This window comes from Kitasatospora sp. NEAU-69, from assembly GCF_057158765.1.
In genome coordinates, this window is the sequence record NZ_JBWXUE010000016.1 from 133,523 (window position 1) to 158,637 (window position 25,115).

24 protein-coding genes are annotated in these 25,115 nt (G+C 70.7%); 13 read left to right on the forward strand and 11 right to left on the reverse strand.

The features are described 5' to 3' along the window. Positions 1–49 precede the first annotated feature (49 nt). The 5 genes from pgl to tkt form a co-directional block, all read right to left on the reverse strand. The gene (gene pgl, locus AC060L_RS20325; RefSeq protein WP_483800234.1) at positions 50–835 is read right to left on the reverse strand and encodes a 6-phosphogluconolactonase; all 786 of its coding nucleotides are present in this window, start codon (positions 833–835) and stop codon (positions 50–52) included. After that, positions 832–2,040, reverse strand: coding sequence for a glucose-6-phosphate dehydrogenase assembly protein OpcA (gene opcA / locus AC060L_RS20330; RefSeq protein ID WP_483800235.1), 1,209 nt, complete (start codon positions 2,038–2,040; stop codon positions 832–834). The genes pgl and opcA overlap by 4 nt, the downstream gene beginning before the upstream one ends. Beyond that, on the reverse strand, positions 2,037–3,557 hold the full coding sequence (gene zwf, locus AC060L_RS20335) for a glucose-6-phosphate dehydrogenase (RefSeq protein WP_483800305.1): 1,521 nt from the start codon (positions 3,555–3,557) through the stop codon (positions 2,037–2,039). Before zwf ends, opcA begins: the two co-directional genes overlap by 4 nt. A gap of 104 nt (positions 3,558–3,661) precedes the next feature. Then, positions 3,662–4,810 carry a transaldolase gene (gene tal, locus AC060L_RS20340; RefSeq protein WP_483800236.1) on the reverse strand — a complete coding sequence of 383 codons (1,149 nt, stop codon included), beginning with the start codon at positions 4,808–4,810 and terminating at the stop codon, positions 3,662–3,664. Between the two features lie 87 nt (positions 4,811–4,897). Then, entirely contained in the window at positions 4,898–6,997 is a 2,100-nt protein-coding gene (gene tkt / locus AC060L_RS20345) for a transketolase (RefSeq protein ID WP_483800237.1), read from the reverse strand. A gap of 453 nt (positions 6,998–7,450) precedes the next feature. Between tkt and AC060L_RS20350 the strand changes: the two genes are divergently transcribed. Further along, positions 7,451–8,401 (forward strand): heme o synthase, encoded by a 951-nt coding sequence (locus AC060L_RS20350; protein WP_483800238.1) that lies wholly within the window; start codon positions 7,451–7,453, stop codon positions 8,399–8,401. Positions 8,402–8,430: 29 nt separating this feature from the next. Here the strand turns inward: AC060L_RS20350 and AC060L_RS20355 are convergent, their stop codons facing one another. Further along, positions 8,431–9,084: a DUF2461 domain-containing protein gene (locus AC060L_RS20355; protein ID WP_483800239.1), complete on the reverse strand. Its 654-nt coding sequence runs from the start codon at positions 9,082–9,084 to the stop codon at positions 8,431–8,433. A gap of 93 nt (positions 9,085–9,177) precedes the next feature. On the opposite strand from AC060L_RS20355, the gene AC060L_RS20360 reads away from it, so the two are divergent. Further along, the gene (locus AC060L_RS20360) at positions 9,178–9,513 is read left to right on the forward strand and encodes a hypothetical protein (RefSeq protein WP_483800240.1); all 336 of its coding nucleotides are present in this window, start codon (positions 9,178–9,180) and stop codon (positions 9,511–9,513) included. A 136-nt stretch (positions 9,514–9,649) separates the two neighbouring features. Here the strand turns inward: AC060L_RS20360 and AC060L_RS20365 are convergent, their stop codons facing one another. Continuing rightward, the gene (locus AC060L_RS20365) at positions 9,650–10,621 is read right to left on the reverse strand and encodes a COX15/CtaA family protein (RefSeq protein ID WP_483800241.1); all 972 of its coding nucleotides are present in this window, start codon (positions 10,619–10,621) and stop codon (positions 9,650–9,652) included. A gap of 166 nt (positions 10,622–10,787) precedes the next feature. On the opposite strand from AC060L_RS20365, the gene AC060L_RS20370 reads away from it, so the two are divergent. After that, entirely contained in the window at positions 10,788–12,167 is a 1,380-nt protein-coding gene (locus AC060L_RS20370; RefSeq protein WP_483800242.1) for a choice-of-anchor A family protein, read from the forward strand. A gap of 615 nt (positions 12,168–12,782) precedes the next feature. On the opposite strand, the gene AC060L_RS20375 is transcribed toward AC060L_RS20370, so the two are convergent. Beyond that, complete coding sequence (locus tag AC060L_RS20375; RefSeq protein WP_483800243.1) at positions 12,783–13,241, reverse strand: hypothetical protein; 459 nt, start codon at positions 13,239–13,241, stop codon at positions 12,783–12,785. Positions 13,242–13,513: 272 nt separating this feature from the next. On the opposite strand from AC060L_RS20375, the gene AC060L_RS20380 reads away from it, so the two are divergent. After that, positions 13,514–13,852, forward strand: coding sequence for a hypothetical protein (locus AC060L_RS20380; RefSeq protein ID WP_483800244.1), 339 nt, complete (start codon positions 13,514–13,516; stop codon positions 13,850–13,852). Positions 13,853–14,040: 188 nt separating this feature from the next. Here AC060L_RS20380 and AC060L_RS20385 read toward each other — a convergent pair whose 3' ends face one another. Further along, on the reverse strand, positions 14,041–14,760 hold the full coding sequence (locus AC060L_RS20385; RefSeq protein ID WP_483800306.1) for an ABC transporter permease: 720 nt from the start codon (positions 14,758–14,760) through the stop codon (positions 14,041–14,043). A gap of 71 nt (positions 14,761–14,831) precedes the next feature. Further along, positions 14,832–15,773 carry an ABC transporter ATP-binding protein gene (locus AC060L_RS20390; protein ID WP_483800245.1) on the reverse strand — a complete coding sequence of 314 codons (942 nt, stop codon included), beginning with the start codon at positions 15,771–15,773 and terminating at the stop codon, positions 14,832–14,834. Between the two features lie 123 nt (positions 15,774–15,896). On the opposite strand from AC060L_RS20390, the gene AC060L_RS20395 reads away from it, so the two are divergent. From AC060L_RS20395 to AC060L_RS20435, 9 genes are all read left to right on the forward strand, one after another. Next, positions 15,897–16,793: a helix-turn-helix transcriptional regulator gene (locus tag AC060L_RS20395; RefSeq protein ID WP_483800246.1), complete on the forward strand. Its 897-nt coding sequence runs from the start codon at positions 15,897–15,899 to the stop codon at positions 16,791–16,793. Then, entirely contained in the window at positions 16,786–18,201 is a 1,416-nt protein-coding gene (gene sufB / locus AC060L_RS20400) for a Fe-S cluster assembly protein SufB (RefSeq protein ID WP_483800247.1), read from the forward strand. Before AC060L_RS20395 ends, sufB begins: the two co-directional genes overlap by 8 nt. Positions 18,202–18,258: 57 nt before the next feature. Continuing rightward, a complete protein-coding gene (sufD, locus tag AC060L_RS20405; RefSeq protein ID WP_483800248.1) occupies positions 18,259–19,491 on the forward strand; it encodes a Fe-S cluster assembly protein SufD in 1,233 nt (410 codons plus the stop codon). Further along, complete coding sequence (locus AC060L_RS20410; RefSeq protein ID WP_483800249.1) at positions 19,488–19,805, forward strand: bifunctional 3-phenylpropionate/cinnamic acid dioxygenase ferredoxin subunit; 318 nt, start codon at positions 19,488–19,490, stop codon at positions 19,803–19,805. Before sufD ends, AC060L_RS20410 begins: the two co-directional genes overlap by 4 nt. Positions 19,806–19,807: 2 nt before the next feature. After that, a complete protein-coding gene (gene sufC / locus AC060L_RS20415; protein WP_483800250.1) occupies positions 19,808–20,572 on the forward strand; it encodes a Fe-S cluster assembly ATPase SufC in 765 nt (254 codons plus the stop codon). A 5-nt stretch (positions 20,573–20,577) separates the two neighbouring features. After that, entirely contained in the window at positions 20,578–21,843 is a 1,266-nt protein-coding gene (locus AC060L_RS20420) for a cysteine desulfurase (RefSeq protein ID WP_483800307.1), read from the forward strand. A gap of 14 nt (positions 21,844–21,857) precedes the next feature. Next, positions 21,858–22,304: a Fe-S cluster assembly sulfur transfer protein SufU gene (gene sufU / locus AC060L_RS20425; RefSeq protein ID WP_483800251.1), complete on the forward strand. Its 447-nt coding sequence runs from the start codon at positions 21,858–21,860 to the stop codon at positions 22,302–22,304. A 51-nt stretch (positions 22,305–22,355) separates the two neighbouring features. Then, a complete protein-coding gene (locus AC060L_RS20430) occupies positions 22,356–22,766 on the forward strand; it encodes a metal-sulfur cluster assembly factor (protein ID WP_483800252.1) in 411 nt (136 codons plus the stop codon). 162 nt (positions 22,767–22,928) lie between these two features. After that, a complete protein-coding gene (locus tag AC060L_RS20435; protein ID WP_483800253.1) occupies positions 22,929–23,852 on the forward strand; it encodes an aminoglycoside phosphotransferase family protein in 924 nt (307 codons plus the stop codon). 19 nt (positions 23,853–23,871) lie between these two features. On the opposite strand, the gene AC060L_RS20440 is transcribed toward AC060L_RS20435, so the two are convergent. After that, positions 23,872–25,113, reverse strand: a complete 1,242-nt coding sequence (locus AC060L_RS20440; protein WP_483800254.1) for an MFS transporter — start codon at positions 25,111–25,113, stop codon at positions 23,872–23,874. Positions 25,114–25,115: the final 2 nt, after the last annotated feature.

Here is a 25,115-nt window from a genome sequence, read left to right on the forward strand (position 1 = left end):
CACTGAAGGGGTGGTGCGCGATGCGCACCACCCCTTCGGCTTGCGTCCGTCAGGCCGAGGCCGGCGGGTAGAGCTGCGCCGGGATCTTCGACGCCGCGGCCCGGTCCAGCAGCCAGAGCGTGCGGCTGGTGCCGTACGCGCCGGAGGCCGGGGCCTGGATCTCGCCCGGACCGGACAGCGCCAGCGCGACCGCGTCGGCCTTGTCCTCGCCCGCGGCCAGCAGCCAGACCTCACGGGCCGCCCGGATCGCCGGCAGCGTCAGCGAGATCCGGGTGGGCGGCGGCTTGGGAGCCCCGCGCACCCCGACCACCGTGCTCGCCTGCTCCCGCACGCCCGGGTGCTCCGGGAAGAGCGAGGCGATGTGGGTGTCCGGGCCGACGCCGAGCAGCAGCACGTCGAAGGCGGGCACCCGGCTGCGGTCCTGCGGACCGGCGGCCTTGGCCAGCTCCTCGGCGTACCGCTCGGCGGCCGCCTCCACGTCACTGCCGTCCACGCCGTCCGAGGCCGGCATGTAGTGCACCCGGGCCGGATCGACCGGGACCTTGGTGAGCAGCTCGTCGGTGGCCTGCACCGCGTTGCGCTCCGGGTCGTCGGAGGGCACGAAGCGCTCGTCGCCCCACCACAGGTCGATCCGCGACCAGTCCACCGCGTCCCGGGCCGGGGACGCGGCGATCGCCGCGAGCAGCGCGTTGCCGTTGCGCCCGCCGGTGAGCACCACGGAGGCGGTGCCCCGGGCGGCCTGCGCGTCGACGATCTTGGTGATCAGTCGGGCGGCGGCCGCCTGGGCCATCAGCTCCTTGTCCCGGTGCACCACCAGCTGGGGAACCGGTGTCACGAGCCACTCCGCTTGCGGGGAGCGGCCTTCTTCGCGGTGCCGGCCGCCGGGGCCTTCTTGGCCGCCGGCGCCTTGCGGGTGGTGGCCTTCTTGGCCGCCTTCGGGGCCTCGGGCTCGGCAGCCGGAGCCTCGGCCGCCTCGACCTCGGCCTCCGGCACCTTCGCCGTCACCCGCGGCGCCGCCACCGCGGCCTCGACCGCGTTGCCGATCGCCGTGGCGACCGCCTCCGCGGCCACCGCGCCGGTGGCCACCGCGTCGGCGTGCGCCGTCTCGCTGGACGGCTCCTGCAGCCGGCTCACGCCGGTGCGCACCGCTGCCGCGTAGATGTCGTCCGGGTCGAGCCGGCGCAGCTCCTCGGCGATCAGCTCGGCCGTCTCGCGCCGCTTGAGCGCCACGATCCGGTCCGGCGAGCCGGGGATCGAGAGCGTGCCCATCAGGCCGTCGGGGCGGTCCAGCACGATGTCGCCGTCGTGGCTGCGCATCGTCACCGAGGTGATGCCCGGGCCGTCGCTGACCACCCGCTGCACCGGCACGTGCAGGCGGTCGTGCAGCCACAGGCCGAGCAGCTCGACGCTGGGGTTGTACGACTCGCCCTCGACCACGGCCGAGGTGACCTTGATCGGGCGCTGGTCCAGGGCGGCGGCCAGCATCGAGCGCCAGCCGGTGATCCGGGTCCAGGCCAGGTCGGTGTCGCCGGGGGTGTAGCTCTCGGCGCGCACCTCCAGCTGGCCGACCGGGGACTCGGCCGTCACGGCGTCGGTGATCCGGCGCTGGGCGAGTGCGCCGAGCGCGTCCTGCGCGGGGTGCAGCGGCGCGTTCTCCGGCCACCAGACGACCACGGGGGCGTCGGGCAGCAGCAGCGGCAGCACCACCGACTGCGCGTGCGAGACCAGCTCGCCGTGCATCCGCAGGATGACCGTCTCACCGGAGCCGGCCTCGGAGCCGGCCAGCACCTCGGCGTCGAGCCGGGTGCCGGCGCGGGCCCGCGGCGAACGCCCGGCCCGCTTGATCACCACGAGGGTGCGCGAGGGGTGCTCGCGCGAGGCGTCGTTGGCCGCCTTGAGGGCGTCGTACGCGCTGCCCTCGTCGACCACGATGATCATCGTGAGGACCATGCCGGCAGCGGTCGAACCGCCGGCCCGGCGAGCGTCCATCAACGCGCTGTTGATCTTGCTGGACGTGGTGTCCGTCAGGTCGATCTTCATGGCCGGCGCCAGCTCCTGCCGTCTCGTGCGAGCATCTCGTCCGCCTCGGCCGGACCCCAGGTGCCGGCCGGGTACTGCGCGGGCTTGCCGTGCTGGTCCCAGTACTTCTCGATCGGGTCGAGGATGTCCCAGGACGCCTCGACCTCCTGGTGGCGCGGGAACAGGTTGGCGTCACCCAGCAGCACGTCCAGGATCAGCCGCTCGTAGGCCTCCGGGCTGGACTCGGTGAACGACTCGCCGTAGGCGAAGTCCATCGTGACGTCCCGGACCTCCATCGAGGTGCCCGGCACCTTGGAGCCGAACCGCACCGTGACGCCCTCGTCCGGCTGCACCCGGATCACCAGGGCGTTCTGCCCCAGCTCCTCGGTCGCGTAGGAGTCGAACGGCAGGTACGGAGCGCGCTGGAAGACCACCGCGATCTCGGTCACCCGGCGGCCCAGGCGCTTGCCGGTGCGCAGGTAGAACGGCACGCCGGCCCAGCGCCGGTTGTTGATCTCCAGCTTGATGGCGGCGAAGGTGTCGGTCTTGGACTCCGGGTTGATCCCGTCCTCCTCCAGGTAACCGACCACCTCCTCGCCACCCTGCCAGCCGGACGCGTACTGCCCGCGCACGGTGTGCCGGCCGAGGTCCTTGGGCAGCTGCACGGCGCTGAGCACCTTGAGCTTCTCGGCGACCAGGGCCTTCGGGTGGAACGAGGCCGGCTCCTCGATGGCGGTCAGCGCCATCAGCTGGAGCAGGTGGTTCTGGATGACGTCCCGGGCCGAGCCGATGCCGTCGTAGTACCCCGCGCGACCGCCGATGCCGATGTCCTCGGCCATGGTGATCTGCACGTGGTCCACGTACGACCGGTTCCAGATCGGCTCGAACATCGAGTTGGCGAACCGCAGCGCCAGGATGTTCTGGACCGTCTCCTTGCCCAGGTAGTGGTCGATCCGGAAGACCTCGTCACGCGGGAAGACCTCGTGGACGATCCGGTTCAACTCCTGGGCGCTGGCCAGGTCGTGGCCGAACGGCTTCTCGATCACCGCGCGGCGCCAGGAGCCCTGCGGCGGGTCGGCCAGGCCGTGCTTCTTGAGCTGCTGGACCACGTTCGGGAAGAACTTCGGCGGCACCGACAGGTAGAACGCGAAGTTGCCGCTGGTGCCCTGCGCCTTGTCCAGGTCCTCGATCGTCTCGCGGAGCGTCTCGAACGCCTCGTCGTCGTCGAAGGTGCCCTGGACGAACCGCATGCCCTTGGCCAGCTGCTGCCAGACCTCCTCGCGGAAGGGCGTGCGCGCGTGCTCCTTGACGGCGTCGTGCACCTCCTGCGCGAAGTCCTCGTGCTCCCACTCACGGCGGGCGAAGCCCACCAGTGAGAAACCCGGCGGCAGCAGGCCACGGTTGGCCAGGTCGTAGATCGCCGGCATCAGCTTCTTGCGCGACAGGTCGCCGGTGACGCCGAAGATGACCAGACCGGACGGGCCGGCGATCCGCGGCAGCCGGCGGTCCGCCGGATCACGCAGCGGGTTGACTGGCAGCTGCGGGCTTTCTCCTTGCGTCACCTCGGCCCCCTCCAGGTCGGGAAATGCTGGTGCATTGCTCACTGCTTGGGCTCCGCTTCAGTGCGTCGTGTGAGCAGGTGTCAGTTGGCGTCGGCGGCGAAGGAGGCCAGCGAGGCGGTGACGGTGTCGAGCAGCTCCTGCCAGGAGATCTCGAACTTGCTGACGCCCTCGTCCTCCAGGACCTGCACGACGTCGTCGTAGTCCACGCCGACCGCGGCCAGCGCGTCGAGCACGCCCTGGGCGTCCTCGTAGTTGACCGTGATGGTGTCGCCGGTGACCTGGCCGTGGTCGCCGGTGGCGTCCAGGGTGGCCTCGGGCATGGTGTTGACGGTGCCGGGCGCGACCAGCTCGGTCACGTACAGGGTGTCCGGCAGGGCCGGGTCCTTGACACCGGTGGACGCCCAGAGCGGGCGCTGCGGCTTGGCGCCGGCCGCCTCCAGGGCCTTCCAGCGCTCGCCGGCCGGCTTCTTGCCGTCCACCGAGCCGAAGACCTCCTCGTACGCCTGGTAGGCGAGGCGGGCGTTGGCCAGGGCGGCCTTGGAGCGCAGCGCCTTGGCCTCGTCGGTGCCGATCGCGTTGAGCCGCTTGTCGATCTCGGTGTCCACGCGGGAGACGAAGAAGGAGGCGACCGACTCGATCGAGGAGAGGTCGATGCCCTTCGCCTTGGCCTGCTCCAGGCCGGTCAGGAACGCGTCCATGACGGCCTTGTAGCGGTCCAGCGAGAAGATCAGCGTGACGTTGACGCTGATCCCGCGGCCGATCACCTCGCAGATCGCGGGCAGACCGGCCTTGGTGGCCGGGATCTTGATGAAGATGTTCGGGCGGTCCACCAGCCACCACAGCTGCTTGGCCTCGGCGACCGTCGGCGCACTCTGGTGGGCCAGGCGCGGGTCGACCTCGATCGAGACCCGGCCGTCACGGCCGTTGCTCGCGTCGTAGACCGGGCGCAGCACGTCGGCGGCGTCGCGCACGTCCGAGGTGGTGATCATGCGGATCGCCTCGTCGGTGGTGACCTTGCGCACCGCCAGGTCGCGCAGCTGGCCGTCGTAGGAGGAGTCGCCGCTGCCGGCGATCGCCTTCTGGAAGATCGTGGGGTTGGTGGTGACGCCCACCACGTGCTTGGTCTGAACGAGCTCGGCCAGGTTGCCGGAGTTCAGCCGGGTGCGGCTGAGGTCGTCCAGCCAGATCGCCACGCCTTCGTCGCTGAGGCGCTTCAGTGCGTCAGTCATACTGCTCAGTCCTTACGGGATATCGGTACTTCAGGAAGCGGGAGGAGCCGCGCGGCCGGCGGTGGCGTCGGCCGCGCGGCGGGGGTACTAGCGGTTGACGGCTTCCAGCGAGCGCAGCGACTTGTGCGCGGCGTGCGCCACGGCCTCGGCGGTGATGCCGAACTCCTGGTACAGCACCTGGTAGTCGGCCGAGGCACCGAAGTGCTCCAGGCTGACGATCTGGCCGTGGTCGCCGACGAACTCGCGCCAGCCCTGGGCGATGCCGGCCTCGACCGAGACCCGCGCCTTCACGGTGGGCGCCAGCACGTGGTCGCGGTACGCCTGGTCCTGCTCGTTGAACCACTCGACCGACGGCATCGAGACCACCCGGGTCGGGATGCCCTCCGACTCCAGGGTCTCGCGCGCCTTCATCGCGAGCTGCACCTCGGAGCCGGTGCCGATCAGGATCACCTGCGGGGCGTTGTCGGACGCCTCGGCCAGGATGTAGCCACCCTTCGCGGTGCCCTCGGCGGAGCCGAAGACCTCGCGGTCCCAGGTCGGCACGTTCTGCCGGGTGAGCGCCAGGCCGACCGGGCCCGGGTGCACGGTGTGCCGCTCCAGGATGGTGCGCCAGGCGACGGCGGTCTCGTTCGCGTCGGCCGGGCGGACCATCGACAGGCCCGGGATCGCCCGCAGCGCGGCCATGTGCTCGACCGGCTGGTGGGTCGGGCCGTCCTCGCCCAGGCCGATCGAGTCGTGCGTCCAGACGTAGGTGACCGGCAGCTTCATCAGCGCGGCCAGGCGCACGGCCGGGCGCATGTAGTCGGCGAAGACCAGGAAGGTGCCGCCGTACACGCGCGTCTTGCCGTGCAGCGCGATGCCGTTCATGGTCGAGCCCATGGCGTGCTCGCGGATCCCGAAGTGGATCGTGCGGCCGTACGGGCTGGCGCCCTTGAGCGGGTTGCCCTCGGGCAGGAACGAGCTGGTCTCGTCGATCGTGGTGAGGTTCGACTCCGCGAGGTCGGCCGAGCCGCCCCACAGCTCCGGGATCACCGCGCCGAGCGCCTTGAGCGTCTCGCCACTGGCCTTGCGGGTGGCGACCTCCTTGCCGGCGGGGAAGACCGGCAGCTCCTTCTTCCAGCCGTTCGGCAGCTCGCCGGCCTGGATCCGGTCGAACTCGGCGGCGCGCGAGGCGTCCGCGGCGCGCCACGCGGCGAAGGTCTGCTCCCACTCGGCGCGGGTGGCCTTGCCGCGCTGGATCACCTGGCGGGCGTGGCTGAGCACCTCCTCGGAGACCTCGAAGGTGCGCTCCGGGTCGAAGCCCAGCACCTTCTTGGTGGCCGCGATCTCGGCCGCACCGAGCGCCGAGCCGTGCGCCTTGGCGGTGTTCTGCGCGTCCGGGGCCGGCCAGGCGATGATCGTGCGCATCGCGATCATGGACGGACGCGAGGTCTCGGCCTTGGCGGCGGCCAGCGCGGCGGCCAGCGCCCGCACGTCGATGTCGCCGTTGTCCTTCGGGGTGACCCGCTGGACGTGCCAGCCGTACGCCTCGTAGCGGTGCAGCACGTCCTCGGAGAAGGCGGTCTGCGTGTTGCCCTCGATCGAGATGTGGTTGTCGTCGTACAGCGCGACCAGGTTGCCGAGCTTCTGGTGACCGGCCAGCGAGGACGCCTCGGCCGAGATGCCCTCCTCCAGGTCACCGTCGGAGACGATGGCCCAGATGGTGTGGTCGAACGGCGACTCGCCGTGCGGCGCCTCGGCGTCGAACAGGCCGCGCTCGTAGCGGGAGGCCATCGCCATGCCGACCGCGTTCGCGATGCCCTGGCCGAGCGGACCGGTGGTGGTCTCGACGCCGGCGGTGTGGCCGTGCTCGGGGTGGCCGGGGGTGCGGCTGCCGTGGACCCGGAACGACTTCAGGTCGTCCAGCTCGAGGCCGTAGCCCGAGAGGAAGAGCTGGGTGTACAGGGTCATGCTGGTGTGCCCGGGGGACAGCACGAAACGGTCGCGACCGACCCAGTTCGGGTCGGTCGGGTCGTGCCGCAGGAAACGCTGGAAGATGAGGTAGGCCGCCGGGGCCAGGGCCATCGCGGTCCCGGGGTGCCCGTTCCCGACCTTCTGCACGGCGTCCATGGCCAGGACGCGGGCGGTGTCCACCGTCCGCTGGTCCAGATCGGTCCACTCGATTGCGTTCGTCGGCGTGGTGCTCACCCTTCTCAGGGCTCCTTCCGTATTGAAGTGTCACCCCGTGAAGGGGACCGGGTCGGCCACGTCACTGTGGTCCTGACGGTAGTTCGGTATTGCCGGTCACGGAGGGTTGATCCCGCTTCTCCGAGGAGCCTACCGTCCGGGTCGCCGCACACCTTCCGTACTGGGCTAACAGGAAGGATCGACCTTCGCTTCCGGTCCGTACTGTGTGCAGTGCGGTGGCCTGTGCGCCGTTGTGCGCCGGTACCACCTTGGCCCGATTTGTCCCCGGCCGCGTTCCGGTGGGCAGGGCGCGGGCCAGGCAGTTCACCCGCGGGAGTGCGGCCCGGCCCCGTCAGCGGACCCCGAGGCGGATCGGGAGATATGCACCGTCTAAGGTGGCGTGGTACGCGCAGCGTGAACGGATTCACGAAGTATCGGAGCCGGGGCGCCTGCGAGAATTCATCTTCAGTTGGGGTGTTCGTGACCGCCGTCGAATCCCGCCCCGCCGGGGTCCTCGGGACGACCCCCGCGCACCGGCCGTTCGGGGCCCGTGTCGGGGCATTTGTCGCACTGACCAAGCCTCGGATCATCGAACTGCTGCTGATGAGCACGGTGCCGGTGATGTTCCTGGCCCAGCGTGGGGTGCCCGACCTGTGGCGCGTGCTGGCGGTCGTCATCGGGGGGTACCTCTCCGCGGGCGGCGCGAACGCGCTGAACATGTACATCGACCGCGACATCGACGCGGTGATGAGCCGCACCGAGCGGCGGCCGCTGGTCACCGGCATGGTCTCGCCGCGCGAGGCCATGGTCTTCGGGATCGCGCTGGGCGTCGTCTCCACGGTCTGGCTCGGCCTGCTGGTGAACTGGCTGGCCTCCGGACTGGCGCTGGCCGGGTACCTCTTCTACGTCTTCGTCTACACGCTCGGGCTGAAGCGGCGCACCGCGCAGAACATCGTCTGGGGCGGCATCGCCGGCTGCATGCCGGTGCTGGTCGGCTGGGCCGCGGTGCGCAACTCGCTGGACTGGGCGCCGCTGGTGCTCTTCCTGGTGATCTTCTTCTGGACGCCGCCGCACTACTGGCCGCTCTCGATGAAGGTCCGCGAGGACTACGAGAAGGCCGGCATCCCGATGCTGCCGGTGACCAAGGGCAACCTGGCGGTGGCCCGCCAGATCGTCGCCTACTCGTGGATCATGGTGGCGGTCTCGCTGGCGCTGTGGCCGCTCGCGCACACCAGCTGGCTCTACCCGGTCAGCGCGGTCGTGCTCGGCGCGTTCTGGCTGAAGGAGGCGCACGGCCTGCACGCGCGCGCCAAGGCGGGCGTGGTCGGCGCCAAGCTCAAGGAGATGCGGCTCTTCCACTGGTCCATCACGTACCTGACGCTGCTCATGGTGGCGATCGCGGTGGATCCGTTCATCGGCAAGTGACTCGTCGCAAGTGACGTAGTACTACTGCTTTAGTCGTGTGACAGCTGGCTCGGCCCCACTCGGGTGCCGAGCCAGTCCTGTAGTGGGCGGGCGGCGCGCAGGAACGTGACGATCTTCCGTTTCGCCGCAGCGGTGCCCAGCCAGGCCTCCACCGGCCAGTCCTGCCAGCTGATCAGCCCCTTGTGGCGCAGCAGCGCGATCCGCGGGTGGTCCTTCGGGTAGCCGCGCGGGGCGCTCTTCAGCGAGTCCACGCCGTGCACGTCGAGGCCGGCCCTGGTGAGCTTCGCGATCACCCGTTCCAGCTCCTGCCCGGTGACGTCCTCGGCCACCGCCTCCCGGTAGCGCTGCAGCTGGTCGGGCGCCATCCGGTACATCCCGGTCGCGCAGGCCAGCCCGCTCGCCGAGAGCTGGATGTAGCCGCCGCGCTCCAGCACCGCGCCGAGGTGGGTCTTGTACGGCGTCTTGTCGGCGCTGAACCGCACGTCCCGGTACGGGCGGAAGATCTTGCCCTCGCCGAACTCGTCGCCGAACTCGGTGGCGAGCTCTTCGAGCAGCTCGGCGGCCGGGGCGTGCACCGCCTCCTCGTAGCGCGCCTTGTGGGCGGTCCAGTAGCTCTTGGAGTTGTCCGTCTCCAGGCCCGCGTAGAAGTCGAGGGCCTCGGCGGGCCAGCCATGGAAAGTCACGCCGTCGAGCGTAGGGGGTGGGTGGGGCGGTTGTGGCCCGCGGCACACCGCCCTGGCGTCGCCAGCTCCGCTACCCGTGGGTAGCATGCGGGCATGAGCAGCGCAGAGACCCTCGCCCCCGTCGTGGACGCCCGCACCGAGCGCCGCGCCAAGCGCATCGCCAAGAACCTGACCGCCTTCGCCAAGCAGCACGGCGGCAGCGCGGACGGCGTGGTGGAGTATGTCGGCCGGGTCGCCACCCGGATCGTCGTGGTCGGCCAGGACGGCGCCTGGGGCGACCAGGTGGCCCCGAACTACGCCGTCGGCCGCCGGGCCGCCGAGCTGGCCGGGGTGACGCTGCACGACTCCTTCGAGGGCGAGCTCGCGCTCAAGGTGCGAACCGGTTCGTACGAGTGGAAGCGGATGGCGGGCATCCAGATCGGCGGTTGAGCTCGGCGGCCGGGTGCAGCTCGGTCGCCGGTACGACGAAGGCCCTGACTCCCCGGGTGCGGTGGGGGTCGGGGCCTTTGCCGTACGCGCCTTCGTCGTACGTGCCTTCGTCCTACGCGTCCCGCGTGGACGGCCGTCAGACGGTGGCGGCCTCGGGTGTCGGCGTCGGGACGTCGGCCGGCTGCTCCGCCTCGTCCCGGGTGCGCAGCGCGAGCGGGATCCGCAGCGCGGCGATCCAGGTCAGCGTGGCGCCGAGCATGTGGATGCCGACCAGCAGCTCCGGCACGTCGGTGAAGTACTGCACGTACCCGATCACGGCCTGGGCCAGCAGCACCAGGAACAGCTCCCGGCCCCGGGCCCGCGCGGCCGCCGGCGCCTTCACGGCGGCCAGCGTGAAGATGACCGCGAGCGAGAGCCCGACCGTGACGAACGCGAAGTCGGCGTGCACCTGGGCGAGGCGGTCGTAGTTGATCGCGATCCGCGGCACGTCGCTGGAGTCGCCCGGGTGGTGCCCGGCGCCGGTCACCAGGGTGCCGGCGACCACCAGCGCACCGGTCGCCGCGACCAGCACGTAGGAGAGCTTGCGCAGTGGCTCGGCGACCAGCGGCCGGGGCGGGCCGTCGCCCTCCTTGGCGCGCTCCCAGGTCAGCACGGCCACCCAGACCAGCGCGAGCGCCGCGAGCATGTGGCAGGCGACGATGTAGGGGTTGAGCCCGGCCAGCACGGTGATCCCGCCGAGCACGGCGTTGCTCATCACGACCCAGAACTGCGCCCAGCCGAGCCGGGTCAGGCTGCGACGCCACTGCGGAGCGCAGCGGGCCGCCAGGATCGTCCAGCCGACGGCCGCGCAGAGCACGTACGTCAGCATCCGGTTGGTGAACTCGATGATGCCGTGCACGCCCATCGCGGGCGTCGGCGTCAGGCTTGCGGAGGTGCAGGTCGGCCAGGTGCTGCAACCGAGCCCGGAGCCGGTGAGCCGGACCGCGCCGCCGGTCACCACGATGACGATGCTCATCACCAGCGCGCTCAGCGCGGCGCGCCGCACCATGGTGGGGGACGGGTGCCAGCGTTCGGCGAGCAGGGAGAAGGGGGTACGCACGGCAACCATCGTAGGTCGCCATACAGGCGATCTTGCGGCGGGGGCGGCATCGGGGGGTGGGCGGATGGTCCGGGCGTTCATCGCATACCCGGGTTATCGCGGCATATCGGCAGGTTGTCGTCATAGCGGACATTGGTCTTGACCACTTCTGGTGATCACCGGAAGAGTGCGCCGCATGCGCATATCTGTCTCCGCCGCGGCCCTCGCGCTCGGCGGTTCGCTCGCCCTGGGCGCGTTCGCCGCGCCGGCCGCCCTCGCCGCCCCGACCTCCCCGCAGTGCCAGAGCTTCGGCGCGGCCGACCACTACGGCGAGTTCGTCGAGGCCGACGACAGCCACTCGCCGGACGCCGAGGGCGCGGTCGCGGTCGGTGGCAACGCCGACTTCAGCCACGGCTTCAGCGTCGGCCAGGAGCTGACGGCCGACCAGGTCGGCGCGCTGCCCGGCGGCGACGCACTGGTGGTCGGCGGTGACGTCAACGTCGGCTCCGGCAACACCGAGGTGATGAAGGGCAATGGCGTCTACGCCGGGCAGAAGCGCGGCACCGGCCGGCTGGAGGGCCACGCCGGCACGGTCGCGCACGGCAGCTCGCCGATCGACTTCGCTGCCGAGTTCGCGAGGCTGCGCGGCCTCTCCGCCGCGCTGGCCGCGCAGGGTGCGACCCCCGGCACCTCGGTCACGGCGAGCGGCAGCGGCGCGGGCGCCACCCTCACGCTGACCGCGACGGCCGCCGGCTACAACAGCTTCACGGTCGGCGCGGCGCAGCTGCAGGGCGCCAGGGCGATCCAGCTGAAGCTCCCGGCCGGCGCGGTCGCGGTGGTCAACGTGACCGGCGACGGCTACGACTCCCGGGCGGCCGGCACCACCTCGGTCTGGCTCTGGGACCACGGCACGCAGGCGTACGTCGAGGACGACAAGCTGCAGAGCGCCGACGGCGGCGCCGTCCGGGCCTCGCTGCTGTGGAACTTCCCGACCGCGACCACGGTCGTCAAGAACAGCGCGCTCGCCTGGGCCGGCAGCATCCTCGCCCCGAACGCCGCCCTGGACCTGGGCACCGGCGGCCCGGTCAACGGCTCGGTCATCGTGCACTCGCTGACCGGCAGCGGGGGAGCGGAGACCCACCACTACCCGTTCACCGCCTGCCTGCCGGCGCTGACGCCGGGCACGCCGTCGGCGTCGGTCTCTGCCTCTGCCTCGGCCAGCGCGCCGTCCAGCACTTCGGCCACCGGCTCGCCGTCCGCTCCCGCTCCGTCCGCGAGCGCCTCGGTCGTTCCAGTGGCCGTGAGCAGCTCGCCCGGTGCCCCGACCACCCACCCGGCGCCGACCAGCCCGGCGCCTGCCGCCTCACGCACGCCGTCCAGCACCACGAGCGCCCTGGCGCCGAGTGCGAGCGCCCCCGCCTCGGCAACCCCGAGTGCCTCCGCTGCCCCGCACGGCGGGCTGGCCTTCACCGGCGCGAACGGCGTGATTCCGCTGACGATCGGTGGCGTGCTGGTGCTGGTCGCGGGCGGCTGCATCGTGCTCGCGACTCGGCGGCGGGCTGCCCGAAAGGGCTGATGTTCATTCAAAAGTCCTGATCAGGGCCCCGGCTGATCGGTTTTGATCAGTCCGAGTCGACTTGACTATGGGATTGTGAGGAAGACAACTCTCCTCCGGAGAACGGCCGTTCCCGGAGGTGAGAGGCATGATCTGCGGTGCCAGCACGTGAATTGCGCGGCGGCCAGGCCAGATCCGGCCGTTCCGCGGGGGTGGTAAGGGGTGCGAGTGCCGGTAGAGTCCCCCGAACCAGGTGTAGCCGGTCGCTCACAGATCACCGGAACGACCAGGCTGCACAGCCCAATTCGGAAGGAATCATGATATGGCGCGACAGAGGCGGATATCGGGCCGCACCCTCGTCGGGGCCACAGCGCTCGCAGTGGTCGCCACCGGAGCGCTGGCGACCAGCGCCTCGGCGCACGACCAGGTCTTCCACCGGGACTGCACCACGCTCAGTGTCGACCTGCACTACTACCCGGACGGCATCGAGTCCAACTGGGTCACGGTGACGATCGACGGGCAGAACGTCGTCAACCACCAGGGCTTCTCCGGTGTTTACGGACCGAAGACCTTCCCCGCTTCGCCCACCGCGAAGGTCACCGTCCAGGTCTGGACGAAGGACGACCCGAACGGGACTCACAACCCGCCGTGGAGCGGTACGTGGACGGTGACGCCGGACGCGCCGTGCCCGACGCCGACCCCGACGCCCACCCCGAGCCCGAGCACGTCGACGAGCACCTCCCCGTCGCCGTCGCCCAGCACGTCGACGAGCACGTCTCCGTCGCCGAGCCCGAGCACCTCGACGAGCACCTCGCCGTCCCCGTCGCCGCGCCCGAGCACGTCGGCCAGCACCTCCCCGTCGTCGAGCCCGAGCACGTCGACCAGCACGTCTCCGTCGCCGACCGCCCCGGCGCCCACCACCCCGGGCCCGACCCAGGCGGCGTTGACCTCGACCGTGCCCACCACGGCTGCGGCCAAGCCGACCCCGTCGGCGACCGGCGCATCGCTCGCCTTCACCGGCGGCGGCAGCGAGGCCGGCCCGATCGCCGGCATCGGTGCGGCGGTCGTGCTGCTCGGTGGCGGTCTGGTCTTCATGAGCCGTCGTCGCCGCGCGGGCCGTCACAACTGATCGAGCAACAGTTGATCAGCTGACCCGCACACAGCTGCTCCACGGGCAAGCGAACGGGGCGGGGACCGCATTGGTCCCCGCCCCGTTCTGCGTTTGCGACCGAGCCGCTATTTGAAGAACGGCCATTCCTCAGTCGGGGCAAAGGGCATGTCAGCTCAATCGTGAAGGATGTGCCGTGATGGAAGGTCCTGCTGTCAGCAGGGTCGTACAGAGACTCCATGAGCTCTGTGAGGCAAGCGTGAAGAGCCTCTCCGCAGAGATTCCTGCCCTGGCTGGGGTTGTATCTCATCACCAGGTCCGGGCATTCGTGCTCTATGCGCACATCTCGCTGTCCCGGCGAGATGACGCCAGTGTGGACCCTGTCGATATCGGTGTGACCATCAGGCGAAAGGGTGACGAGTTTCTCGTCTCCATGGATATTGCGACAGAGGCCGGCTGGCTCATTGCCGGCCCACTGAAGGTCACGGTGGGGGAGCTGAGCTGGGCCGCTGCTGAGATGGTCGCCGATCGCCTTGGTGAAATGATCAACGGCAAGCTTGGTGCAATAAAGCTGCGCCTGCTGACCTCAGGCGAATGACAGGGCGTGCGGGCGATTCGCCCGGCTGCCATATGCGGACAGGCTCCCACTGGAATTCGGATCCAGTGGGAGCCTGTCCGCATATGAGGTGGCCTGCTTCAAGATGGCCACGCCGGTCGAGCTCTGATCGGCATTTCTTCCAATCGAGGCGGCGGCCTTCACCACGCTGAATCAGCTTCTGTTCCTGTTTACTCCCAGCGGAAGAAGCGCGCCGCCGCGGCCAGCCCCAGTACCGCCCAGACCGCCAGGATGCCGAGGTCGCCCCACGGCGTGCCGCTGCCCGTCTGGAGGACCGAGCGGAGGCCGTCCGAGAGGGCGCTGATCGGGAGCAGGTCCAGCACGGACCGGACGGCGGCCGGGAACTTGGTGAGCGGGACGATCACGCCGCCGGCCAGGAGCAGCAGGATGAAGACCAGGTTCGCGCCGGCCAGGGTGGCCTCGGCCTTGAGGGTGCCGGCCATCAGGAGGCCGAGGCCGGAGAAGGCGGCGGTGCCCAGGATCAGCAGCAGGGCGACGGCGAGGGGGTTGCCGTGGGGGGACCAGCCGAGGGCGAGGGCGATGACGGAGAGCAGGGCGACCTGGAGGGCCTCGGTGACCAGGACGCAGCCGGTCTTCGCGGTCAGCAGGGTCCAGCGGGGCAGCGGGCTGGCGCCGAGGCGCTTGAGGACGCCGTAGCGGCGTTCGAAGCCGGTGGCGATCGCCTGGCCGGTGAAGGCGGTGGACATCACGGCGAGGGCGAGCAGGCCGGGGGCGAGGAAGTCGACGCGCTTGCCGGGGCCGGTGACCGAGACGACGTCGACCGCGCTGAAGAGCACCAGCAGGACGGTCGGGATCACCACGGTGAGCAGCAGCTGCTCGCCGTTGCGCAGCAGCATCTTCGTCTCGAAGGCGGTCTGTGCGAGCAGCATCCGGCCGACGGGGGCGGGCCCGGGCTTGGGGGTGTAGTCGGGGGTGTATTTGGGGGTGGAGTCGACAGTGCTCACGAGCGCAGGTCCCGTCCGGTCAGTTCGAGGAAGACGTCTTCGAGGCTGCGCCGCTGCACGGTCAGCTTCTCGGGCAGCACGCCGGCCTCGGCGCACCAGGCGGTGACGGCTGCGACCAGCTTCGGGTCCATCGGGGTGGCCTGGACCCGGTAGGAGCCGGGCGCCAGCTCGACGGCCGCGGCGCCGTCGGGCAGCACCTTGGTGAGCGCGCCGAGGTCGAGGCCGGCCGGGCCGTCGAAGTGCAGGCTGCTCTCGGCGCCGCCGCGGCAGAGCTCCTCGGGGGTGCCGGAGGCGATGACGCGGCCCCGGTCGACGATGTTGACGGCGTCGGCGAGCTGTTCGGCCTCGTCCATGTAGTGGGTCGTCACGACGACGGTGACCCCGTCCCGGCGCAGGTCGCGGACCAGGTCCCAGGTGGCCCGGCGGGCCTGCGGGTCCAGGCCGGCCGTCGGCTCGTCCAGGAAGACCAGCTCGGGGCGGCCGACCACGGCCATCGCGAGCGCGAGCCGCTGCTGCTGGCCTCCGGAGAGGCGGCGGTACGTCGTGCGGCCGCAGGAGCCGAGGCCGAGGCGCTCGACGAGTGCGTCCACGTCCAGCGGGTGCGCGTGCAGCTTGGCGGTGTGCCGGAGCATTTCGACGGCGCGGGCGCCGGCGTACACGCCGCCGGACTGGAGCATCACGCCGATCCGGGGCCGCAGCTCGGCGGCCTGGCGGACCGGGTCGAGCCCGAGGACCCGCACGGTGCCCGCGTCCGGACGGCGGTATCCCTCGCAGGTCTCGATGGTGGTGGTCTTGCCGGCGCCGTTCGGCCCGAGCACGGCGGTGACGGTGCCGCGCTCGATCCGCAGGTCGAGGCCGTCGACCGCGGTCTTGTCGCCATAGCGCTTGACCAGCCCGGCGATCTCGACGGCGGGGTCCGGCCGGGGGTCTGTTTGCATAGGGGGAAGTGTAAAAGTCCCCGCCGAGGCCCGTCAGGTAAGGCTTGCCTGCGTGATGGATGCCACCGTTGAGGCGTGGATCACGGCTTGTCGGCCCCGAAGCAATTACGCAACAATGGTGTTGTGAAAAACATCCGCGAGCACCAGCAGGCACCGGAGGCCGAGTCGGCCCCCGAGTTCCCGGTGCCCGCGACCTCGGCCGAGGTCCTGCTGGACGGCCACCGGGCGACCCGTGACCGGGTGGCCCGGTCGATCCTGGACCACGGGCCCTCCTCGGCCGCCGACCTGGCGAGCCGGCTCGGGCTGACCGCCGCGGCCGTCCGCCGTCACCTGGACGGGCTGCTCGCGACCGGTCTGGTCGAGTCCCGCGAGCAGCGGGTCTACGGCAGCCGCGGCCGCGGCCGCCCGGCCAAGGTCTTCGCGCTCACCGAGTCCGGCCGGGACGCCTTCTACCAGGCGTACGACCAGCTCGCCGGCGACGCGCTGCGCTGGATCGCCGAGGCGGTCGGCGGCGGCAAGGCCGGCGAGGAGGCGGTCGCCGCGTTCGCCCGGGCCAGGTTCGGCAAGCAGGGCCAGAAGTACCTCACCGTGCTGGAGCAGGCCGCGGCCGACCAGCGTCCCGAGGCACTCGCGCAGGCCCTGAGTGCCGACGGGTACGCTGCCACTGTGCGGCGAGTGCCGTCCGCGGCCGCGAAAGCCCCCGCGGGCGCCCAGCTCTGCCAGCACCACTGCCCGGTCGCGCACATCGCCGAGCAGTTCCCCCAGCTCTGCGAGGCGGAGACCGAGGTCTTCTCCCAGCTGCTGGGAACCCATGTGCAACGGCTGGCCACGATCGCCCACGGCGACGGGGTCTGCACCACCTATGTGCCGGCACCCGGTGCCGCACCGTCGCCCGCCGCGAGCGAAGGCTCGGGCAGTGCCACGAGCGAAGGCTCGGGCAACGGCTCCGGTGCAGCGCCGACTGCCGGTACGACCACCGAAACACCGACTGCGTCCGCGCGGAGGAACCCGCATGACTGACACCGTTTCCCACCCGGAGCTCGAAGGTCTGGGCACCTACGAGTACGGCTGGTCGGACCCCGACGCGGCCGGCTCGGTGGCCAAGCGCGGCCTGAGCGAGGAGGTCGTCCGCGACATCTCGGGCAAGAAGTCCGAGTCGGAGTGGATGCTCAACCTGCGCCTCAAGGGCCTGAAGCTGTTCGGCAAGAAGCCCATGCCGACCTGGGGCTCCGACCTCACCGGCATCGACTTCGACAACATCAAGTACTTCGTGCGCTCGACCGAGAAGCAGGCGGAGTCCTGGGAGGACCTGCCCGCCGACATCAAGGCGACGTACGACAAGCTGGGCATCCCGGAGGCCGAGAAGCAGCGCCTGGTCGCCGGTGTCGCCGCGCAGTACGAGTCCGAGGTCGTCTACCACCAGATCCGTGAGGACCTGGAGGAGCAGGGCGTGATCTTCCTCGACACGGACACCGCGCTGAAGCAGCACCCGGAGATCTTCCAGGAGTACTTCGGCACCGTGATCCCGGCCGGCGACAACAAGTTCGCCGCGCTGAACACGGCCGTGTGGTCCGGCGGCTCGTTCATCTACGTGCCGAAGGGCGTGCACGTGGACATCCCGCTGCAGGCCTACTTCCGGATCAACACCGAGAACATGGGCCAGTTCGAGCGGACGCTGATCATCGTCGACGAGGACGCCTACGTCCACTACGTCGAGGGCTGCACCGCGCCGATCTACTCCTCGGACTCGCTGCACAGCGCCGTGGTCGAGATCATCGTCAAGAAGGGCGGCCGCTGCCGCTACACGACGATCCAGAACTGGTCGAACAACGTCTACAACCTGGTCACCAAGCGCGCCGTGGCGTACGAGGGCGCGACCATGGAGTGGATCGACGGCAACATCGGTTCCAAGGTCACCATGAAGTACCCGGCCGTCTACCTGATGGGCGAGCACGCCAAGGGCGAGACGCTGTCGATCGCGTTCGCGGGCGAGGGCCAGCACCAGGACGCCGGCGCGAAGATGGTGCACCTGGCGCCGAACACCTCCTCCAACATCGTCTCCAAGTCGGTGGCGCGCGGCGGTGGCCGCACCTCCTACCGCGGTCTGATCGAGATCGGCGAGGGCTCCAAGGGCGCGAAGTCCAACGTGCTCTGTGACGCGCTGCTGGTCGACACGATCTCCCGCTCGGACACGTACCCGTACGTGGACGTCCGCGAGGACGACGTGTCGATGGGCCACGAGGCGACCGTCTCCAAGGTCAGCGAGGACCAGCTCTTCTACCTGATGAGCCGCGGCATGACCGAGTTCGAGGCGATGGCGATGATCGTCCGTGGCTTCGTCGAGCCGATCGCGCGCGAGCTGCCGATGGAGTACGCGCTGGAGCTCAACCGGCTGATCGAGCTGCAGATGGAGGGCTCGGTCGGCTGACCCGCCAGCCGTCCCGCAGCCCACCCAACCTTTCAGGAAGAGAGCACTACGACAGCCATGGCTGACGTTCAGAACACCACCGGCTCCACGACGGCCGGGTCGATCGAGGTCGGGACCGCCGGCGCCGGCGCGCAGCTGGCCGGCCCCGGCACCGGCCGGGCCACCGTGCAGCAGCCGATCGACGCCCGCGTCGCGGTCAAGCCCTCGTACGACGTGAACGACTTCCCGGTGCCGACCGGCCGCGAGGAGGACTGGCGGTTCACCCCGCTGCACCGCCTGGCCGGCCTGCACGACGGCACGGCCGCCGCCGCCGAGCGGGGCGAGGACAAGGTCGAGCTGAGCCTGCCCGAGGGCGTCACCGCCGATGCCGTCGGCCGTGACGACGAGCGGATCGGGCGGGCCGGCAAGCCGGTCGACCGGGTCGCCGCGCAGGCGTTCAGCGCCTTCGAGGAGGCGCTGGTGGTCACCGTCCCCAAGGACGCGGTGCTCACCGAGCCGGTGAAGATCGATGTGCGCGGCGAGGGCGGCACCCGCTTCGCGCACGTGGTGATCGACGTCAAGCCGTTCGCCGAGGCCGTGGTCGTGATCAACCACACCGGCTCCGGCACCCGGGCCGCCAACGTCGAGCTGCTGGTCGGCGACGGCGCCAAGCTCACCTTCGTCTCGATCCAGGACTGGGAGCGGGACGCGGTGCACGCCGTCCAGCAGACCGCGCTGGTCGGCCGGGACGCCTCGCTGAAGTCCGTCGTTGTGACGTTCGGCGGCGACCTGGTGCGGATCCACCCGCGGGTCACCTACGCGGCCCCCGGCGGCGAGGCCGAGCTGTTCGGCCTCTACTTCGCGGACGCCGGCCAGCACCTGGAGCACCGTCTCCAGATCGACCACGACACGCCGCACTGCCGCTCCAACGTGGTCTACAAGGGCGCGCTGCAGGGCAAGGACGCGCACGCGGTCTGGGTCGGCGACGTGCTGATCCGCGCCGCCGCCGAGGGCACCGACACCTACGAGCACAACCGCAACCTGGTGCTCACCGACGGCGCCCGGGTGGACTCGATCCCGAACCTGGAGATCGAGACCGGCGAGATCGTCGGCGCCGGCCACGCCTCGGCGACCGGCCGCTTCGACGACGAGCAGCTCTTCTACCTGCAGTCCCGCGGCATCCCGCAGGACGACGCGCGCCGCCTGGTGGTGCGCGGCTTCTTCGCCGAGCTGGTCCAGCAGATCGGCGTCCCCGAGCTGCACGACCAGCTGCTGCAGAAGATCGAGGACGAGCTGGCGGGCGTGGCATGAGTTTCCTGCGCGTCTGCGCGCTGAGCGACCTGTCCGAGGACACGCCCAAGCGCGTGGAGCTCGACGGCGTCGCGGTCGCTGTGGTGCGCACCGAGGGCGAGGTGTTCGCGATCAACGACATCTGCTCGCACGCGAACGTCTCGCTCTCCGAGGGCGAGGTCGAGGACTGCCGGATCGAGTGCTGGCTGCACGGCTCCAGCTTCGACCTGCGCAGCGGCAAGCCCTCCGGACTGCCCGCCACCAAGCCGGTTCCCGTTTACCCCGTAAAGATCGAAGGGGACGATGTGCTCGTCTCCGTCACCCAGGAGTCCTGAGCATGGCAACCCTTGAAATCCGTGACCTGCACGTCTCCGTCGAGGCCGACAACGCCCAGAAGGAGATCCTGCGCGGTGTCGATCTGACCGTGAAGCAGGGCGAGACCCACGCCATCATGGGCCCCAACGGCTCCGGCAAGTCCACCCTGGCGTACACGCTCGCGGGCCACCCGAAGTACACCGTCACCAGCGGCGAGGTGCTGCTCGACGGCGAGGACGTGCTGGCCATGTCGGTGGACGAGCGCGCCCGCGCCGGCGTCTTCCTGGCCATGCAGTACCCGGTCGAGGTCCCCGGCGTCTCGGTCTCCAACTTCCTGCGCACCGCCGCCACCGCCGTCCGCGGCGAGGCCCCCAAGCTGCGGCTCTGGGTGAAGGAGGTCAAGGAGGCCATGGCCACCCTGCAGATGGACCCGGCCTTCGCCGAGCGCAACGTCAACGAGGGCTTCTCCGGCGGCGAGAAGAAGCGCCACGAGATCCTCCAGCTCGAGCTGCTCAAGCCGAAGATCGCGATCCTCGACGAGACCGACTCCGGCCTGGACGTCGACGCGCTGCGCCAGGTCTCCGAGGGCATCAACCGGGTCCGCTCGACCGGTGAGGTCGGCACCCTGCTGGTCACGCACTACACCCGCATCCTGCGGTACATCAAGCCCGACTACGTTCACGTGTTCTCGGCCGGCCGGATCGTCGAGTCCGGTGGCGCCGAGCTGGCCGACAAGCTGGAGAACGAGGGCTACGAGGCTTACGTGAAGGGTGGCGCTTCCGAGTGACAATCATCCATCCCGGCTCGACGCTGAGCGGCCTGCTCGACACCGACGCGATCCGCAAGGACTTCCCGGTGCTCGGGCGTGTGCTGCACGACGGGAAGCCCCTGGTCTACCTGGACAACGCGGCCACCTCGCAGAAGCCCCGCCAGGTGCTCGACGCGCTCAACGCGTACTACGAGCAGCACAACGCCAACGTGCACCGCGGTGTGCACGTGCTGGCGGAGGAGGCCACGGCGCTGTACGAGGGCGCGCGCGACAAGGTCGCGGCGTTCATCAACGCGCCGAGCCGGGACGAGGTGATCTTCACCAAGAACGCCTCGGAGTCGCTCAACCTCGTTGCCAACATGCTCGGTTGGGCCGACGAGCCGTACCGCGTCGATGCCGACGCGGAGATCGTCATCACCGAGATGGAGCACCACTCCAACATCGTTCCGTGGCAGTTGCTCTCGCAGCGCACCGGCGCGAAGCTGAAGTGGTTCGGGCTGACCGACGAGGGCCGGCTCGACCTCTCCAACATCAACGAGCTGATCACCGAGAAGACGAAGATCGTCTCGTTCACGCTCGTCTCCAACCTGCTCGGCACCGTCAACCCGGTCGAGACGATCGTCCGCCGCGCGCAGGACGTCGGCGCGCTGGTGCTGATCGACGCCTCGCAGGCCGCCCCGCACATGGTGCTGGACGTGCAGGCGCTGGAGGCCGACTTCGTCGCCTTCACCGGCCACAAGATGCTGGCCCCGACCGGCATCGGCGTGCTCTGGGGCCGCCAGGAGCTGCTGGAGGACCTCCCGCCGTTCCTCGGTGGCGGCGAGATGATCGAGACCGTCACCATGGGCTCGTCCACCTACGCCCCGGCGCCGCACAAGTTCGAGGCCGGCACCCCGCCGATCGCCCAGGCGGTCGGGCTCGGCGCGGCCATCGACTACCTGTCGAACGTCGGCATGGAGCGGATCGCGGCGCACGAGCACGCGATCACCGAGTACGCGGTCGCGCGGCTGCAGGAGGTGCCGGATCTTCGGATCATCGGCCCGCGCAACGCCGTTGACCGCGGCGCGGCGATCTCCTTCGTGCTCGGCGACATCCACCCGCACGACGTCGGCCAGGTGCTCGACGAGCAGGGCATCGCGGTTCGGGTGGGACACCACTGCGCGCGGCCGGTCTGCTTGCGGTTCAACGTTCCGGCGACCACGCGGGCGTCGTTCTACCTGTACTCGACGCCGGGCGAGGTGGACCAGCTGATCGACGGCCTGCACCACGTCCGCAACTTCTTCGGCTGAGGGGTGACGGCGGCATGAAGCTCGACTCCATGTACCAGGAGATCATCCTGGACCACTACCGCAACCCGCACGGCAAGGGGCTGCGGGACGGCGACGCCGAGGTCCACCACGTCAACCCCACCTGCGGCGACGAGATCACGCTGCGGGTGCGGCTCGACGGCGCGATCGTCGCCGACGTCTCGTACGAGTCGCAGGGCTGCTCGATCAGCCAGGCCAGCGCCTCGGTGCTGAACGACCTGGTGGTCGGCAAGCCGGTCGGCGAGGCCCAGGTGATCCAGGAGGCATTCCTGGAGCTGATGCAGAGCAAGGGTCAGGGCGAGGGCGACGAGGAGGTGCTGGAGGACGCGGTCGCGTTCGCCGGTGTCTCCAAGTACCCCGCCCGGGTCAAGTGCGCGCTGCTCAGCTGGATGGCCTGGAAGGACGCGACCGCCAAGGCGCTGTCCGAGCAGCCGACGACGTAGTCGACGACCTGACGATCTGACGAACCGAAGACCGAAGGAAACCCTTTCATCATGAGCGAGACCGAAGCCGCCACCCCGGCGGCCGCAGAGTCGGCCGCCGCGCCTGCCGCACCGGCCGAGGGTCCGACCGTCATCGTCGGCACCACCGCGGGCACCGTCTCCGTCGAGGACCTCACCGAGGCCCTGATGGACGTCGTGGACCCCGAGCTGGGCATCGACGTGGTCAACCTGGGCCTGATCTACGGCATCCACATCGACGAAGACGACGTGGCCACCATCGACATGACGCTCACCTCGGCGGCCTGCCCGCTGACCGACGTCATCGAGGACCAGGCCAAGACCGCGACCGAGGACCTGGTCAAGGACCTGCGGATCAACTGGGTCTGGATGCCGCCGTGGGGCCCGGACAAGATCACGGACGACGGCCGCGAGCAGCTGCGCGCGCTGGGCTTCAACGTCTGAGGCCGACTGTCCGAGGCTGACCGTCTGAGGCCGATCGCCGTCGGTTTTCGATATGCCACTGCCGCGTGGATTTCCCCTTCGGGGGACCAATCCACGCGGCAGCGGCATATCCGCTGGAAATAATTGGTGGCGGCGGGGAAGCCCGGGCAGCACGCTCTCACCGTGACACTTCATGAGAACGAGATCCGTGCGGACGAGGCGGTCGTCCGGTCGCTCCTGCGGGAGCAGCGACCGGAGTGGGCCGACCTCCCGATCTCGGCGGCCGGCGCGGGCACGGACAACAGGATGTACCGGCTCGGCGATCACCTGCTCATGCGGCTGCCGCGCACCCCGGACAACGCGGAGGCCGTCCGGAAGGAGCAGACCTGGCTGCCACGGCTGGCGCCGCACCTCCGCTGCCGCATCCCCGAGCCGGTGCACGGTGGTACTCCGAGCTCCACGTTCCCGCTCGCCTGGTCGGTGTACCGCTGGATCGACGGCGCTGAGCCCGGCCCGGGATCGGTGACCGACTGGCCCGCCTTCGGGGCTGATCTGGCGACGGCCGTGCAGAGCCTGCACGCGATCCCCCTGATGGGAGCCACCCGGCAGGGCGAGCTGAGCTGGTACCGCGGCGCCGGCCTGCGTGCCTGCGACGAGTGGATCAGCGGGTGCTTCGACGACTGCGAGACCATCGAGGGCCTCGACCTCGACCTCGACCTCGCGCAGCTGCGGCAGCTACGGCGGATGTGGCAGAGCGCGCTCGCCCTGCCCGAGCCATCTGCCCGTCAGGTGTGGCTCCACGGCGATCTCAAACCCTCCAACCTTCTGGTCCAGGACGGAAAGCTGCACGCGGTCATCGACTTCGGAGGCCTCTCGGTCGGCTTCCCCGACGCCGAGCACGCACCGCTGTGGGACCTCCCGGCCGCGGCCCGGCAGGCGTACTGGGACGCGATGAGCCTCGACGATGCGACCTGGCTGCGCGCCCGGGCGTGGGCCATCGCGATCGGAGTCAGCGGGGTGTCGTACTACTGGGGCCGCTACCCGGAGTTCGTCACCGAATGCCTGTCCCGCCTCCACGCGATCCTGGAGGCAGCGGACGGGCGGTGAAGCATCCCTGGATACGTCCTCAGGACGCCTTCTGCCGCAGCAGCCGGAGCGAGGGCGAGGCCAACCCGGTGATCGCGGCCGCGCAGGTGACCAGCGCGCAGACGGTGATCGCGATCCTGGCCCCGGCCCAATCGTCCAGCGCGCCAAGGACGTTGTTGGCCACCACCAGCGCCAGGCTCTGCACCAGGGTCAGCAGTGACTGGACCCGGGCAAGGTGGGTGTCTGGGGCGGTGGCCAGGACCAGCGGACCCAGGTGGCAGGCGAACGCGCCCGACCCCGCGCCGACGATCACTCCCGCGGCGACCGCCGGCCCGGCGGCCGGGGCCGCCGCGAGCCCGGCGACCCCCACGGCCGCGAGCCCGAGACCGAGGGCCGCTCCGACCCCGCTCCGCCGCATCGGGCCCAGTCGGGAGATCAGCAGCGCCGTCAGGAGGATCCCGGTTCCCTGTCCGGCGGCGACCACCCCGGCCGCGCCCGGCCCCCAGCCGCTGGAGCGGGCCAGCAGCGGGCTGAGCAGGGACACCACCGGCAGCAGCCCTCCCGCGGCCGTGGCAGCCAGCACCAGTGCGGGCCGCAGGAGCGGATCGCCCGCCGCGAGCCTGAGCCCGTCGGCGATCCCCGCGAGCAGGCCCTCCGCGCCGGCTGGGCGCTCCTCCTCGGCGACCGGGCGGACCCGTATCGTCACGGCCAGGACGACGGCGAAGGTGGCCGCATCGACCAGCGCTGTCCCGCTCAGCCCTGCCACCGCCACCAGTACCGCCCCCAGCGGCGCGCCGAGCAGAGCAGCCAGCTGGATGCCCGCCTGCCGCAGCGCCAGCGCCCGGGGAAGCTGCCCCTTGCCGACCAGACGCCGGGGCATCGACCCGGTCGCGGGGAGGTAGAACGCATCGACCGTCCCGACCACCGCGGCGAACGTGATCAGCAGCCATGGCGAGCTCCCGGCGCTCCGGCCCGTCACAGCCAGCGCGAGCACCGCGGCGAGCATCACCAGATCCCCGACGATCATCACGCGCCGGGCGCCGAAACGATCGGCGACCGCTCCGCCCAGCAGCAGGAACACGGTCCGGGGCACGGTGATCGCGGTCAGCACCAGAGCCGCCGTCCGTCCGCCGTAGCCACTGGCCGCCCAGCCCAGGGCGAAGGCCAGCGCCGCGTCACCGACCCCTGAGGCCCGCGTCCCCGCGAGCCAGACGAGATACGGCCGGGGCAGCGCCGGCCGGGCGGGCGGGGTGGGGGAGTGAGTGGTGTCGAGAGTTGCCATGA

Excerpts from the sequence above, each read along its gene's own strand:
- AC060L_RS20360 (WP_483800240.1), top strand. The coding sequence starts at position 9,178 with ATGAGCAGCGCAGAGACCCTCGCCCCCGTCGTGGACGCCCGCACCGAG.
- sufD (WP_483800248.1), top strand. The coding sequence starts at position 18,259 with ATGGCTGACGTTCAGAACACCACCGGCTCCACGACGGCCGGGTCGATC.
- sufU (WP_483800251.1), top strand. The coding sequence starts at position 21,858 with ATGAAGCTCGACTCCATGTACCAGGAGATCATCCTGGACCACTACCGC.
- AC060L_RS20365 (WP_483800241.1), bottom strand. The coding sequence starts at position 10,621 with ATGGTTGCCGTGCGTACCCCCTTCTCCCTGCTCGCCGAACGCTGGCAC.
- sufB (WP_483800247.1), top strand. The coding sequence starts at position 16,786 with ATGACTGACACCGTTTCCCACCCGGAGCTCGAAGGTCTGGGCACCTAC.
- AC060L_RS20440 (WP_483800254.1), bottom strand. The coding sequence starts at position 25,113 with ATGGCAACTCTCGACACCACTCACTCCCCCACCCCGCCCGCCCGGCCG.
- AC060L_RS20390 (WP_483800245.1), bottom strand. The coding sequence starts at position 15,773 with ATGCAAACAGACCCCCGGCCGGACCCCGCCGTCGAGATCGCCGGGCTG.
- AC060L_RS20385 (WP_483800306.1), bottom strand. The coding sequence starts at position 14,760 with ATGCTGCTCGCACAGACCGCCTTCGAGACGAAGATGCTGCTGCGCAAC.
- AC060L_RS20370 (WP_483800242.1), top strand. The coding sequence starts at position 10,788 with ATGCGCATATCTGTCTCCGCCGCGGCCCTCGCGCTCGGCGGTTCGCTC.
- sufC (WP_483800250.1), top strand. The coding sequence starts at position 19,808 with ATGGCAACCCTTGAAATCCGTGACCTGCACGTCTCCGTCGAGGCCGAC.
- AC060L_RS20375 (WP_483800243.1), bottom strand. The coding sequence starts at position 13,241 with ATGAAGACCAGACCGCCACCGAGCAGCACGACCGCCGCACCGATGCCG.
- AC060L_RS20430 (WP_483800252.1), top strand. The coding sequence starts at position 22,356 with ATGAGCGAGACCGAAGCCGCCACCCCGGCGGCCGCAGAGTCGGCCGCC.
- opcA (WP_483800235.1), bottom strand. The coding sequence starts at position 2,040 with ATGAAGATCGACCTGACGGACACCACGTCCAGCAAGATCAACAGCGCG.
- AC060L_RS20410 (WP_483800249.1), top strand. The coding sequence starts at position 19,488 with ATGAGTTTCCTGCGCGTCTGCGCGCTGAGCGACCTGTCCGAGGACACG.
- tal (WP_483800236.1), bottom strand. The coding sequence starts at position 4,810 with ATGACTGACGCACTGAAGCGCCTCAGCGACGAAGGCGTGGCGATCTGG.